Below are 13,816 nucleotides of genomic sequence, written 5' to 3' on the forward strand. Positions count from 1 at the left end.
TTTGTCTCCTTCGCGGGGCGGGTGGTCCTGCACCGGGCGGCGCTGGCCAGTGGGCGAATTCTGGTGGGCCGGCGCCGAAGCGGCGTGGACGATGCATGGCAAAAACTTGCACTTTTGACGTACATTGACTGACATGAGTCAAGCCCGCGTCAGCCCTGCAAAGCTGCCCAAAGCGCCGCGGCGCGGCGCCAAGCGCGCACGTGCCAGCCTGCCGGCCTTTGCGCTCTACGGCGAAGCGGTGGCCCCATCACGACAGCTGCTGCATATCGAATCGATCGTCTCGCGCAGCCGCCAGTACGACTGGGAGATCGAGGCCCATGTGCACCAGGGCCTGCACCAGATCCTCTGGGTGCACGAGGGCAGTGTCGCGGCGATGTTGGACGAATCCCGCGCCGATGCGCGCGGCCCGGCGCTGCTGGTGATCCCGCCCGGTGTCGCGCATGCCTTCCGCTTCTCACCGGGCTGCGAGGGCTATGTACTCACCGTCGACGCCGGCCTGCTGGCCGAGGGCGATGCCGCCGCGGGCGAGGCGCTGGCCCTGCTGTTCCAGTCGCCGCGCAGCCTGGTGCTGGCGGCCGATGCCGGCGAGGCGGCGCGGCTGCAGGCCCTGTTCGACACGCTGCAGGCCGAGACCCGCGCCGACGACCTGGGCGAGCACGCTGGCGCCGGCCCGGTGCCGCGCTGGCTGGCGCGTGCGCTGCTGTGGCGGCTGGCGCAGCGGGTGCGCCGCGAGGACGCTCAGCAGGCGCAGCCGCAGCGTCGCGGCGCTGCCGGCTCCGGCTCGTCCTCGTCGCTGTACACGCGCTGGGTGGTTTTGATGGAGGCGCATTACCGCGAGCATTGGCCGGTGACGCGCTATGCCGAGCGCCTGGGCCTGTCGGCCGAGCGGCTCAACCGGCTGGTGCGCGCCGAGACCGGCATGAACGCCCAAGCCCTGCTGCATGCGCGGCTGGCGCGCGAGGCCTCGCGGCGCCTGGTGCATGTGGCGGCGCCGGTGTCGCGGCTGGCCTTCGAGCTGGGCTTCGAGGATCCGGCCTATTTCTGCCGCTTCTTCAAGCGCCAGACCGGCCTGTCGCCGCGCGCCTACCGCGAACGCGCCGCGCAAGCGCGCGCCGAACAGCCGCCGCTGCTCAGCCCTGCCTCCCCAGCACCGCGCTGACCGTCGCCTCCAGCTGCTCGCGCAGCCAGCGCTGCACCGGGTCGTTGTGGTGGCGCTGGTGCCAGGCCATGTACATCGGCATGGCGGGCGTCTTCAGCGGCAACGGCGCCATGCCCAGGCCGGCCAGCGCACCGCGCGCCATCAACGACGGCGCCGTGGCCAGCCAGTCGCTGCCGCGCAGCATCGCGGCCAGGCCGGCCAGCCCCGGCACCGTGGCGACGAAGCGGCGCTGCACGCCCTGCCCGGCCAGCCACTGGTCGATGTCCAGCGCGCGGCGCGGCTCGTAGACCACGGTGACATGCTCGGCCGCAAGGTACTCGGTGCGGCTGGCCGGCGCGCGGCGCTGGTCCGCGTCGAAGAACAGCGCATAGCGGTCCTGGAAGAGCCGCTTCTGCACGATGTCGGTGGCCTCGGGCGGCCGCGGCGTGATGACCAGATGGCAGCCCTGCTCGCGCAGCAGCGCCGGCGTCGGCGCGCCCGAGGCGATCACATGCAGGCGCACGCCCGGCGCCTCTGCGCGCAGGCGGCGCAGCAGCCCGGGCAGCAGCAGATCGCGCTGCAGGTCATTGGCCGCGATGGTGAACTCCGCCGCCAGCTGGCGCGGCGCGAAGCCGGCCATCAGGCTGAAGGCACGCAGCTGGTCGAGCAGGCCGGCCGCGCGCTGCGCCAGTTCGCCGGCCTTGGGTGTGGCGACGATGCCGCGGCCGGACTTGACGAACAGCGGGTCGCCGACGATGCGCCGCAACTTGTCCAGCCCGTGGCTCACCGCCGACTGCGTGACGCCCAGGCGCTGCGCGGCGCGGGTGATAGCCCCCTCCTCATGCACCGCCAGCAGCAGCTGCAGCGCATGGCCGTCCAGATCCAAATGATCGAAATTGCTCATGTATTTGATGAGTATCCATCAGTTTATCTATTCAATGGTACTACCCATACTGCGCAGCAGATTTGCATCAACCCCGAGTCAAACAAGCAGCGAGGCAGCCCCCATGTGCAACCCCAACATCCCCGGCACCGTGCTCTTCGACGGCCAGCAGGCCATGAAGGGCTATGCCCTCAACAAGATGTGCTTCTCCTTCAACGAGGAGGCGAACCGCAAGGCCTTCCTCGCCGATGAGGAGGGCTATATGCGCAAGTACGGCCTCAATGAGCAGCAGGCCGCCGCGATCCGCGCGCGCAATGTGCTGCAGCTGATCGCCGCCGGCGGCAATGCCTACTACCTGGCCAAGTTCGCCGGCATCTTCGGCCTGGACATGCAGGACATCGGCGCCCAGCAGACCGGCATGAGCAAGGAAGAGTTCAAGGCCAAGCTGCGCGCCGCCGCCGAGCAGCAGTAAGCAGGCTACGCAGCCAGTCCCATACACACAGAACGATAGAACCGGAGAGCACCCATGGCCAAGATCGTCGGCGCCGTCACCACCTCCCATGTGCCCGCCATCGGCGGCGCGATCGCCAAGAAGCTGCAGGCGGATCCCTACTGGAAGCCCTTCTTCGACGGCTTCATCAATGTGCGCGAATGGCTCAACGACGCCCGCCCCGACGTGGTGGTGGTGGTCTACAACGACCACGGACTGAACTTCTTCCTCGACAAGATGCCCACCTTCTCGATCGGTGCGGCGGCCGAGTACCGCAATGCCGACGAGGGCTGGGGCATCCCGCAGGTGCCGCCCTTCACCGGCAACCGCGAGCTGTCCTGGCATTTGGTCGAGCATCTCGTCGATGCCGAGTTCGACATCACCACCTGCCAGGAGATGCTGGTCGACCACGCCTTCACGCTGCCGATGGCGCTGCTGTGGCCCGACCAGAAGTGGCCGGTGACCGTGGTGCCGGTGTGCATCAACACCGTGCAGTTCCCCATCCCCTCGGCCAAGCGCTGCTATGCGCTCGGCGAGCAGATCGGCAACGCCGTGCGCGCCTGGGACGCCGACAAGCGCGTGCTGATCCTCGGCACCGGAGGCCTGAGCCACCAGCTCGATGGCGAGCGCGCGGGCTTCATCAACAAGCCCTTCGACCTCGAGTTCATGGACAGCCTGACCAAGAACCCCAAGTGGGCCACGCAGTTCAACACGCATGAGTTGGTCGAGAAGAGCGGCACCCAGGGTGTCGAGCTGCTGATGTGGCTGGCCACGCGCGCCGCGCTGGGCAAGGGCGCGCGCGAAGTGCATCGCAACTATCACATCCCCATCTCCAACACCGCGGCCGGCCTGATGGTGCTCGAGCCGCAGGACTGACTGGGCTTCTCGCCACATTCGGCCCCGGGCGCCGCCGGCAAGCTTGCTCGCGGCGCCTTTGCCATGCCATGCTGCGCCATAGTCCGGCTGCTGCGCCGGCGAGGAGGCGCCCCGCATGCATGACCTGCTCGACCCCGAAGCCCTGCTGCGCTACTGGAGCGCCGAGCAGTGGCAGGCCAATGTGCTGATGCTGATGCACCTGCTGGCGGCCACGCTGCTGGGCCTGCTGCTCGGCTACGAGCGCGCCTACCATGGCCGCGCCGCCGGCATGCGCACCTATGCGCTGGTCTGCGTGGCGTCCACCGGCGTGATCATCCTGCTGGGCTACCCGCAGCAGTGGTACGGCGGCCATCTGGCCGGCAGCACCATGGTGCCGCTGGCCATAGACCCGACGCGGGTGATCCAGGGCATCGTCACCGGCATCGGCTTCCTCTGCGCCGGCGTGATCATGCGCGAGGGCATGAACATCAGCGGCCTGACGACGGCGGCCTCGCTGTGGGCCTCGTCGGCGGTGGGCATCTTGCTAGGCATGGGTTTCTACTTCGCGGCCATCATGCTGACCGTGCTCTGCGCCAGCCTGATGATGTGGGGCGCGAAGATGGAAGCGCGCCTGCCCTCGCATCCGGCCATCGCGGTGATGCTGCGCGGCCAGCCGGGCCGGCGCTTCAGCCAGGACGAACTGGCTGCCTTCACCGAGCAGCACGGCTACCGCTTCGCCCCCGGATCGCTGAGCATCGAATTCGCCGCCGACCGCGAGGAATGGCGCTTCGTCTGCACCGCCAAGCGCAACTACGCCGGCGAGACGCTCACCCGCCTGTCCAGCCAGCTGCTCGCGCTGGACGGCGTCGAAGACTACCGCGTCACCCACGCACGTAACTGAGGTCCGACCGAGGCGAGTGCCTGCGCACTCGGCGACCGCCCCTCCCCCCGCCTGCCGCTACCATCCGCGTCGACGCCATCCGCGCCTGACGCCGCCACACCATGTCCCAGAAACCACGCCCCCACCACAGTGCCGCCCTGCGCGACCGCAGCTTCCTGCTGCTGCTGGCGCTGGTGACCCTGGCCTTCGGCTGGATCCTGTTGCCCTTCTACGGCGCGGTGCTGTGGGGCACGGCCACAGCCATCGTCTTCGCGCCGCTGCACAAGACGCTGATGCAGCGCTTCCGCTGGGGGGCGACGTTGTCGGCCATCGCGACGCTGACGCTGATCCTGCTGCTGGTGATGCTGCCGCTGGCTGTCGTGTCGGCCCTGCTGGTGCAGGAGGCGGCCGCGCTGTACGAACTGCTCAAGACCGGGCAGATCAGCTTCAGCGCCTATGTGGCCCAGGTCTATGCGGTGCTGCCTGAGTGGGCTCTGAACCTGCTCTCGCGCATGGGCATCAGCGACCCAATGGTGCTGCAGCAAAAAGCCGGCGGCCTGCTGGCGCAGCTGGGCCAGGCGCTGGCCGGCAAGGCCTACGGCTTCGGCCAGGACACGCTGGACTTCGTGGTCGGCTTCTTCGTGATGCTCTACCTGCTGTTCTTCCTGCTGCGCGACGGACCTCGCATTACCGAGTTGCTGCGCGACGCGCTGCCGCTGCCCGACGAGTACAAGAGCCGGCTGGGCGAGAAGTTCAGCGCGGTGATCCGCGCCACCGTGAAAGGCAATATCGCCGTGGCCGCGCTGCAGGGCGCTCTGGGCGGCCTCGCGTTCTGGGTGCTGGACGTGCATGCGCCGGTGCTGTGGGCCGTCGTGATGGCCTTCCTCTCGCTGCTGCCCGCGGTCGGCGCCGGCCTGGTCTGGGTGCCAGTGGCGATCTACCTGTTTGCCACCGGCGAGACCGGCGCGGCCATAGGCCTGGTCGCCTACGGCACCTTCGTCATCGGCCTGGTCGACAACCTGGTGCGCCCCCTGCTGGTCGGCAAGGACACCAAGCTGCCGGACTATCTGGTGCTGATCTCGACGCTGGGCGGCATGGCGGTGTTCGGCATCAACGGCTTTGTCATCGGCCCGTTGATTGCCGCGATGTTCGTCGCCGCCTGGAACATCGTCGCCAGTGAGCGGCCGCGAGCCGAGGGCGACGAGCAGCAGCAAGCGAGCGACTGAAAAAGACAAAGGCCCCGACTTCGCGGGGCCTTGTCATGACGATCCGGCAGGCTGGGCTGTGTCAGCCCATGCGCCGTACCGGAATCAGCTGCGCTGCATCGTCGCGCGCAGCGCCTCGCTCAGCGTACCCAGGCTCTCGGCCAGATGCGCCCGGGTCTCGACCGACTGGCCGCCCTTGCCCACCGCGGCACGCAGCTCGGCCTGCAGCTGCGTGGCGTTGTAGCGCAGCAGGCTCAGCGCGTCCGGCGGCAGCGCCGGCGAGCCCTTGGTCAGCAGCGTCTGCAGGCGCTTCAGATGCTCGCGCTGCAGATTGCGGCGCAGGCGGTCGATCTCGCTGCCGCTCTTGAGCTCGCTCCAGATCGCACCCTGCAGCGTGGCATAGACCTCCTGCAGCGAGATCAGGCCCTTGCGCTGCGCCGGCTCGAAATAGCCCGGCAGGTCCAGCAGGCGGCTGGCGGTGTTGGCATTGAGCAGACGGTCCAGCGCAACCAGCTGCACGCGCGCCACCGAGGCCGGGATGTTCAGCAGGCCGCCGCGCTCCCACTCGTTGTAGTCCACCGTCAGCGAGGACAGCAGCTCGGGCTTGAAGCGGAAGCTGTCCGCGCTGAACAGGCCGGTAGCGAGGAACTGCAGGGCCTCGCGCTGCTTGGCCGGTTCGACCGGGCGGAAGGCCGGACGCCCGGTGGTGCCAGGCAGGTCGCGCAGCGCATGCATGCCGCCGACATACTTGCCCACCAGCTCGGCGGCGCGACCCAGCTGGTTGAAGCCGGACATCAGCACGCGGCGCTGGCGCAGCGGATCGTCGCCGGCCTGGGGCTTGCGCTCCTGCACGCGGGACCACAGCTCCTGCGAAAGCTTCAGGCGCTTCTTGTAGTAGGCCAGCGGGTCGTCGCCCAGGTCGAAGCGGTTGGCCAGCGGGTCCATGCCGTCGTAGGCGCCGAAGCCGCCAGCGTCCGCATCGTCCGCATAGGCGAGCTTGGGATCGGTGCTCTTGGCGGCGATGCGCGCCAGCTCGGCTTTCTCCTGGTCGGCCGGGAACTGGCTGTACGCATACTCGATCGCCCAGTAGTCGTAGGCACCCAGCGTGGTGTTGTTCAGGCTGGTCGGCGCCTCGCCCTTGAGCGGGATGTTGTAGGCGTTGTAGTCCATCACCGAGCCCGAGAGGCCGTTGGCCTCGGTGAAGGCCTTGTCCTTCAGCTGCGCCTGCGTCACGGTGGTGGAGGCCTTGAAGTTGTGCTTCAGGCCCAGCGTGTGGCCGACCTCGTGGGCCACGACGTCCTTGATCACCGAGTTGACGAAGGCCTCGGCCTCGGGGCTGTCCGGCGCGATGTCGCCGCGCGCTTCGAGCAGGTCGAGCGCGAAGTCCATCTCGGCGACGGCTTCCCGCGCGTAGTTGCAGTAGGCCGCGCTGGTCTTGCCCTCCTTCCAGCCCAGGCTCAGCTGCGCCAGGCGCTGCTCGGAGCTCATGCCGGCCACGTCCTCGACGAGGAAGCGACGCGAGCCGCGCGCGAACACGTCGCTCATGCCGATGTCGGCATCGAGGATCTCGCCGGTGCGCGGGTCGGTGTGGCTGGGGCCGATGGCGAAGCCCACGTCGGCACCGACAAACCAGCGGATCGACGCATGGCTGGCGTCCATATTGTCCCAATCGGCATCGTCAGGCTGCTGCTTGGCGACAAGGGCGTTCTTGAAGCCGATCTTCTCGAAGGCCTTGTTCCACTCCAGGATGCCGGCCTCCACCGCGGCGCGGTACTTGGGCGGGATATTCTTGTCCATCCAGTAGGTGATCGGCGTCACCGGCTCGGACAGAGCCGCGCTCGGGTCCTTCTTCTCCAGGCGCCAGCGCTGCACATAGTGCACGCGCGGATTGGCCTTGAGGTCGCCGCCCAGGTCGGTGAAGGACTCCATGAAGTGACCCAGCCGCGGATCGGTGTGGCGCGGGGCCATCGGCTGCTCGGGCAGGGCCTTGAAGTTGTAGACGAACTCGACGAACAGGCTGCGCGGATCGGGCGTGGCCTGCGGCGGCGTCGGGGTGGGCACCGGCGCGGGCGTCAGCGGCGGGGCCGGGATGCGCGGCGTGGCGAAGTGCACGCGGGCATTCATCGTGGTCAGCTTGGCATCGGCGCGCAGCTTCGCGAAGGAGGAATTGGCCTTGTCCAGCGCGAAGGGCAGGCGGTAGGCCATCTCCAGGCGGGTCGAGTAGCCGGGGATGTCGCTGAGCAGGAAGGAGGCGTCGACGAGGATGGACTTGCGCTCGGGATGCTCGGCGGCGGCCATCGGGCCGGCGCCCAGCAGGCTGGGCGAGAAGGCCTGCTCGATGGCCAGCTTGCTGCCCTGCTCGGAGATGGCGCGGAACTTCATATTCGGCGCCAGCAGCTGCACCTGGCGTCCCACCAGGCGGAACTCAGCCATCAGGTCACCGGCCATCTGGCTGGCATAAAGGCCGCGCTCGCCGACCGAGTTGGCGATGTTGACGGTGAACAGGAAGGGCTTGCCAAGCATCTCCTTGGGGATCTCCAGCCACACCTTGTCGTCCTTGCGCCAGATCGGGAACAGGCCGTCGATGCGCTTGGCGTCCTTGGTCACCTCGGCGAAGGGCTTTGGCGCCGTGGGGTCGGCAGGCGGCTTGGCGGCAGCGGGCGCCGAAGTGCCGGCAGCGGGGGCTGCGGCCGCGGTCTTGCCATCGGCGGCCGGCTTGCCGCTGTTGGCCGCAGGCTTGGCCTCCGCGGCGGGCTTGCCGCTGGCCGCTGCGGGCTTGGCCTCGGCTGAGGTCGGGGCGGCGCCGGGCAGGCCGGCACAGCCGCTCAGCAGCACGATGGCCGTGGCGACGGCAGACAGAGCCAGTCCCTGACGGCCCGCTTGGAGGTCACGATGCTTGTGTTGTGCGCTCATGCGTATCCCTGGTGCAATGGTTTGGCCGGCCTGTGCAGGCAGCTGCGCGCTGCTGGGGCATACCCGCGCCGGCCGGAAGATTTGTACAAAGGCGCAGACTTTCGCCGCCGTCCCCGCGGCCGTCAATGCCAGCAGACCCCACCGACGCCTAGGAATCCGCACTTCGTCGCATCGCCGGGCAGCACCCCAGGACAACCCTGATGCGACCGGAGTCACCCGACAGACAGCGCCGGGACAGCCGCTGTGGCTAGACTGGCGCGCCATGTCCACGACAGCCCAGAAGACCACCCACCTGCTCTACCTGCACGGGTTTCGCTCCTCGCCGCGCTCGACCAAGGCGCAGCGCATGGCGCGCTGGGTGGGCGAACATCGCCCGGATCTGGTCTTCGCCTGCCCGCAGCTGCCGCCCTCGCCGCGCGAGGCGATCGCGCTGGCGCGCTCCATCGTCGCCGACTGGCCGCGCGACACGATGGCGCTGATGGGCAGCTCGCTGGGCGGCTTCTATGCCACCGTGCTTGCGCAAGAGCATGCCTGTCGCGCCGTGCTGCTGAACCCCGCCGTCGATCCCGCCCGGGATCTGGCGCAATACATCGGCGAGCACAGCTGCTGGCAGAACCCGGAAGAGCGCTTCTTCTTCCGCCCCGAGTTCGTCGCCGAGCTGCGCGCGCTGCAGGTCAACGGCGCGCTGGCCCATCCCGGGCGCCTGCTCGCGGTGATCGCCAAGGGCGACGAGGTGCTGGACTGGCGCGAGATGCACGCGCGCTATGCGCAGGGCTGCCGCATCAAGCTGCTCGAAGACAGCGACCACGGACTCACCGATTTCGACGACTACCTTTCCGAACTGACCGACTTCCTCCTCTTATGACACAGCGACTGCAAAACAAGGTTTCCATCATCACCGGCGGCGCGCAGGGCATAGGCCTGGCCACCGCGCTGAAGTTCGCGCGCGAAGGCGCGATCGTCATCGTCTGCGACATCAAGCCGCAGGCGGTCGAGGACGCCGCCGCACAGTGCCGCGCCGCCGGCGCCCAGGCCGAGGGCATGGTGCTGGACGTGACCTCGCGCGAGCAGGTCGATGCGGTGATCGCCGCGGTCAAGGCCAAGTACGGCCGCATCGACGTGCTGGTCAACAACGCCGGCATCACCAAGGACGCGCGCCTGCAGAAGATGACGCTGGAGCAGTTCGACGCGGTGATCGACGTGAACCTACGCGGTGTCTTCCACTGCGCACAGGCGGTGGCCGACACCATGGTGGCGCAGGGCTCTGGCGTGATCCTCAACGCCAGCTCGGTGGTGGGCATCTACGGCAATTTCGGCCAGACCAACTACGCCGCCACCAAGTTCGGCGTGATCGGCTTCACCAAGACCTGGAGCCGCGAGCTCGGCCCCAAGGGCGTGCGCGTCAACGCGGTGGCGCCGGGCTTCATCGAGACACCCATCCTGTCGACCATCCCGGACAAGGTGCTGGACGAGATGCGCGCCCATGTGCCGCTGAAGCGTCTGGGCAAGCCCGAAGAGATCGCCAACGTCTACGCCTTCCTGGCCAGCGACGAGGCCAGCTATGTCAACGGTGCGGTGCTCGAGGTCTCGGGCGGCATGACGGTCTGAGCCGGGCGGGTGGAGCGCTTCAGCGACAATCCGCCCCCATATGTTCGCCCTGTTCGATGAAGCCGGAAAGTTCCTCGCCGGCCGCGTGATGTCCGAAGCCGAGAGTTCGATGCAGATCGAGCTCGACTCGGGCAAGCGCGTCAAGGTCAAGGCAGCCAATGTGCTGCTCAAGTTCGACAAGCCCGCGCCGGCCGAGTTGCTGGCCGAGGCGCAGCAGCTCGCGCAGCAGATCGACCTCGATCTGGCCTGGGAGTTCGCGCCCGAGGGCGAGTTCGGCTTCGCCGATCTGGCGCGCGACTATTTCGATGCCAAGGCGAGCACCGCGCACCAGGTGGCGGCACTGCTCAAGCTGCACGAGGCGCCGCACTACTTCCGTCGTGCCGGCAAGGGCGTCTACAAGAAAGCGCCAGAGGAGATCGTCAAGGCCGCGCTGCTGGGCATCGAGCGCAAGCGCCAGCAGGCCGCTCAAGTTGAAGCCTGGGCCGAGGAGCTGGTGCAGGGCCAGTGCCCGGCACCGATCAAGGAGCAGATCTACAAGATCCTCTTCAAGCCCGACAAGAACGCCAGCGAGTACAAGGCCGTCGTCGAGGCGAGCAAGCGCGCACAGCAAGGCCCGCTGGAGCTGCTGAAGGCTGCGGGCGCCCTGTCCAGCCCCTACCAGTTCCACTGGAAGCGCTTCCTGTTCGAGAACTTCCCCAAGGGCACCGGCTTCCCGGCGCTGGCTGCGCCGGCGATCACCGAGGAACTGCCGCTGGCTGCCGTGCGCGCCTTCTCGGTGGACGATTCGCACACCACCGAGATCGATGATGCGCTGTCCTTCCAGGGGCTGGGGACTGGCACGGTGGTCTTCGGCGTGCACATCGCCGCACCGGCCCTGGCGATCCAGCCGGACTCGCCGGTGGACAAGGTGGCGCGCGAGCGCCTGTCCACCGTCTACATGCCGGGCTGGAAGCTGACCATGCTGCCGGACGAGGTGGTGCAGACCTACACGCTGATCGAGGGCCGCGACTGCCCCGCGGTGTCGATCTACTTCACACTCGACGAAGCGACGCTGGAGATCAAGGGCAGCGAGACCAAGCTGGAGCGCGTGCCCATCGTCGCCAATCTGCGCCACGACAAGCTCGACGCCATCATCACCGAGGCCTCGTTGACGGGCGAGGCCGCCGCCGACTACGACTTTGCCGCCGAGCTGGCCTTCGCCTTCCGCCTGGCCAAGGACCTGAAGGCCAAGCGCGAAGTGGTGCGCGGCAAGCCCGAGACCTTCAACCGGCCGGACTACACCTTCCGCCTCGACAGCGGCGGGCTGACCGAGCCGACCGGCAGCGAGCAGGTGACGATCAGCACCCGCCAGCGCGGCGCGCCGCTGGACCTGATCGTGGCCGAGGCGATGATCCTCGCCAACTCGACCTGGGGCGGCTGGCTGGCGCAGCTGGGCCTGCCGGGCATCTACCGCAGCCAGGCCAGCCTGGCGCCGGGCATGAAGGTGCGCATGGGTACCAAGGCGCTGCCGCATGCCGGCATGGGCGTGGCGCAGTACACCTGGGCGACCTCGCCGCTGCGCCGCTATGTGGACCTGGTCAACCAGTGGCAGATCATCGCCTGCGCGCGTCATGGCAAGACCGCGGCGCTGGCCGCGCCCTTTAGACCTAAGGATGCGCAGCTGTTCTCGATCATCTCGGCCTTCGACGCGGCCTACACCGCCTACAACGGCTTCCAGAGCGGCATCGAGCGCTACTGGACGCTGCGCTGGCTGCAGCAGCATGAGGTCACCGAGCTCACCGCCGCGGTGATGAAGGACGGGCTGGTGCGAGCCGACACGCTGCCGCTGGTCTTCCGCGCGCTGGGCTGCGAAAGCCTCGAGCGCGGCACGCATGTGAAGGTGCGCATCACCGGCATCGACGAGATGACGCTCGATGTGCATGCCTCACTGATTACGCGCCTCGACGACAAGGTCGCCGACGAAGCCGCGATCGAGGAAGAGGAAGACGAGGCCGGCGAGGCCCCGGCTGGCGCGCTGACGCTGGCGATCGACATCGGTGCCGACGAAGCCGGCGACGGCAGCGCCGCCCCACCCGCAGAGGCGGCGGGCAGCTGAAGCCATGGGGGTGCTGGCCCGCTTCTCGCTGCTGCAGCGCGCCCTGGCGGTGTCGCTGCTGTTGCACGGCGGCCTGCTGGCGCTGCGCGTTGCCGACCCCGAGCGCTTCAACCGCATCTTCGAGGACACGCCGCTGGAAGTGGTGCTGGTCAACACCCGCGGCAACGAGAAGCCGGTCAAGGCGCAGGCCCTGGCCCAGGCCAATCTGGCTGGCGGCGGCGAGGCCGACAGCGGCCGCGCCACATCGCCGCTGCCGCCCTCGCCGCTGCTGGAAGCGGGCGAGGCCAACGAGGTGCAGCGCGCGCAGATCGCCAAGCTGCAGGAGCAGCAGGAGCAGTTGCTGGCTACCGTGCGCCGCGAGCTGGCGCTGCTGCCGCCGCCCGACCCGCAGCGCGACCAGGGCACGCCCGAGGCGCAGGAGCGCGCCGAGAAGCGCCGCCGCCTGATCCAGCTGCTCGCCGAGATCGAGAAGCGCGTCAACGAAGAGAACGCCCGCCCGCGCAAGCGCTACATCAGCCCGGCCACGCGCGAGGTGGTCTATGCACAGTACTACGACGGCCTGCGCCGCAAGATCGAGGAGCGCGGCACGCGCGACTTCCCCACCTTCCAGGGCAAGAAGCTCTACGGCGAGCTGGTGCTGAACATCCATGTGGACGCGCGCGGCCGCGTCATCGAGACGGACATCGTCGCCAGCTCCGGCAATGCGGTGCTGGACCGTCGCGCGCTGGCCATCGTGCGCGCTGCCGCGCCTTTCGGCCCTTTCACGGCAGCGATGCGCCGCGGTGCCGAGGTGTTGGTGATCACCTCGCGCTTCCGCTTCACCCGCGAGGACGGGCTGGAGACCAGCCTGTCCGGACAGAACCCATGAGCCAGACCGCAGTCAAGCCAGATCTCTACGCCGTCGCCGGCAACCCGGTGGCGCACAGCCGCTCGCCGGCCATTCACGCCCGCTTTGCCGAGCAGACCGGGCAGGCGCTGGTGTATGAACGCCTGCTGTGCCCGCTGGACGGCTTTGCCGACGCGATCCGCGCCTTTGCCGCGTCGGGCGCCAAGGGCTGCAATGTCACCGTGCCCTTCAAGTTCGAAGCCCATGCGCTGGCCGCGCGCCTGAGCCCGCGCGCCGCGCTGGCCGGCGCGGTGAACACGCTGCGCTTCGACGACCAGGGCTGGTTCGGCGACAACACCGATGGCGCCGGCCTGGTGCGCGATATCGAGCGCAATGCCGGCCGGCCGCTGGCGGGCAAGCGCGTGCTGCTGCTCGGTGCTGGCGGTGCCTCGGCCGGCGTGCTGGGCAGCCTGATCGCCGCACGCCCGGCGCAGATCACCGTGGCCAACCGCAGTGTGGACAAGGCGCAGGCGCTGATCGAGTCGCACCGCGACTGGGCTGCGCAACATGGCGTGCAGCTGCGCGCCAGCGCGCTGGACGATTGCGGCCAGGGCTTCGACGTGCTGGTCAACGGCACCAGCGCCAGCCTCGCCGGCGCCGGCGTGCCGGTGGCGGCCGGCGTGCTGGCCCCGGGTGCACTGGCGCTGGACATGATGTACGGCCCGGCTGCCCAGCCCTTCCTCGCCTGGGCGCATGCGCAGGGCGCCGAAGGCCGCGATGGTCTGGGCATGCTGGTCGAGCAGGCCGCCGAGGCCTTCGAAGTCTGGCGCGGCCTGCGTCCGGACACCGCGCCGGTGCTGGCCGCGCTGCGTGCCGAGGTGGATGCCGCCACGATCCACTGAGTGGCAGGACTTCAGCTCCCG

General features: G+C 68.9%; 12 protein-coding genes. 10 read left to right on the forward strand and 2 right to left on the reverse strand.

Translation table 11 applies throughout. The features are described 5' to 3' along the window. Window positions 1–133 precede the first annotated feature (133 nt). A complete protein-coding gene (locus tag AC2EBS_RS13680) occupies window positions 134–1,159 on the forward strand; it encodes a helix-turn-helix domain-containing protein (protein ID WP_484728971.1) in 1,026 nt (341 codons plus the stop codon). Here AC2EBS_RS13680 and AC2EBS_RS13685 read toward each other — a convergent pair. Then, window positions 1,131–2,042 carry a LysR family transcriptional regulator gene (locus AC2EBS_RS13685; protein ID WP_484728972.1) on the reverse strand — a complete coding sequence of 304 codons (912 nt, stop codon included), beginning with the start codon at window positions 2,040–2,042 and terminating at the stop codon, window positions 1,131–1,133. The genes AC2EBS_RS13680 and AC2EBS_RS13685 overlap by 29 nt on opposite strands. A gap of 103 nt (window positions 2,043–2,145) precedes the next feature. Here AC2EBS_RS13685 and AC2EBS_RS13690 point away from each other — a divergent pair, with 103 nt between their 5' ends. The 4 genes from AC2EBS_RS13690 to AC2EBS_RS13705 all read left to right on the forward strand — a co-directional run bounded on the left by AC2EBS_RS13690 (window position 2,146) and on the right by AC2EBS_RS13705 (window position 5,472). After that, the gene (locus AC2EBS_RS13690) at window positions 2,146–2,493 is read left to right on the forward strand and encodes a protocatechuate 4,5-dioxygenase subunit alpha (RefSeq protein WP_484728973.1); all 348 of its coding nucleotides are present in this window, start codon (window positions 2,146–2,148) and stop codon (window positions 2,491–2,493) included. 54 nt (window positions 2,494–2,547) lie between these two features. Further along, entirely contained in the window at window positions 2,548–3,387 is an 840-nt protein-coding gene (locus AC2EBS_RS13695) for a class III extradiol dioxygenase family protein (RefSeq protein ID WP_484728974.1), read from the forward strand. A gap of 115 nt (window positions 3,388–3,502) precedes the next feature. Next, entirely contained in the window at window positions 3,503–4,267 is a 765-nt protein-coding gene (locus AC2EBS_RS13700) for an MgtC/SapB family protein (protein WP_484728975.1), read from the forward strand. A 101-nt stretch (window positions 4,268–4,368) separates the two neighbouring features. Then, window positions 4,369–5,472, forward strand: a complete 1,104-nt coding sequence (locus AC2EBS_RS13705) for an AI-2E family transporter (RefSeq protein WP_484728976.1) — start codon at window positions 4,369–4,371, stop codon at window positions 5,470–5,472. Window positions 5,473–5,556: 84 nt separating this feature from the next. Here AC2EBS_RS13705 and AC2EBS_RS13710 read toward each other — a convergent pair whose 3' ends face one another. Then, window positions 5,557–8,364 (reverse strand): zinc-dependent metalloprotease, encoded by a 2,808-nt coding sequence (locus tag AC2EBS_RS13710; protein ID WP_484728977.1) that lies wholly within the window; start codon window positions 8,362–8,364, stop codon window positions 5,557–5,559. Window positions 8,365–8,626: 262 nt separating this feature from the next. Between AC2EBS_RS13710 and AC2EBS_RS13715 the strand changes: the two genes are divergently transcribed. The 5 genes from AC2EBS_RS13715 to aroE are packed head-to-tail and all read left to right on the forward strand — an operon-like array spanning window position 8,627 to window position 13,795. Next, entirely contained in the window at window positions 8,627–9,229 is a 603-nt protein-coding gene (locus AC2EBS_RS13715; protein ID WP_484728978.1) for a YqiA/YcfP family alpha/beta fold hydrolase, read from the forward strand. Further along, a complete protein-coding gene (gene fabG / locus AC2EBS_RS13720) occupies window positions 9,226–9,972 on the forward strand; it encodes a 3-oxoacyl-ACP reductase FabG (RefSeq protein ID WP_484728979.1) in 747 nt (248 codons plus the stop codon). Before AC2EBS_RS13715 ends, fabG begins: the two co-directional genes overlap by 4 nt. A gap of 40 nt (window positions 9,973–10,012) precedes the next feature. Beyond that, window positions 10,013–12,067 carry a ribonuclease catalytic domain-containing protein gene (locus tag AC2EBS_RS13725; RefSeq protein WP_484728980.1) on the forward strand — a complete coding sequence of 685 codons (2,055 nt, stop codon included), beginning with the start codon at window positions 10,013–10,015 and terminating at the stop codon, window positions 12,065–12,067. 4 nt (window positions 12,068–12,071) lie between these two features. Then, window positions 12,072–12,935, forward strand: a complete 864-nt coding sequence (locus tag AC2EBS_RS13730) for a cell envelope integrity TolA family protein (protein WP_484728981.1) — start codon at window positions 12,072–12,074, stop codon at window positions 12,933–12,935. Further along, window positions 12,932–13,795, forward strand: coding sequence for a shikimate dehydrogenase (gene aroE, locus AC2EBS_RS13735; RefSeq protein ID WP_484728982.1), 864 nt, complete (start codon window positions 12,932–12,934; stop codon window positions 13,793–13,795). Before AC2EBS_RS13730 ends, aroE begins: the two co-directional genes overlap by 4 nt. Window positions 13,796–13,816 lie beyond the last annotated feature (21 nt).

The organism is Roseateles sp. T103, from assembly GCF_057219915.1.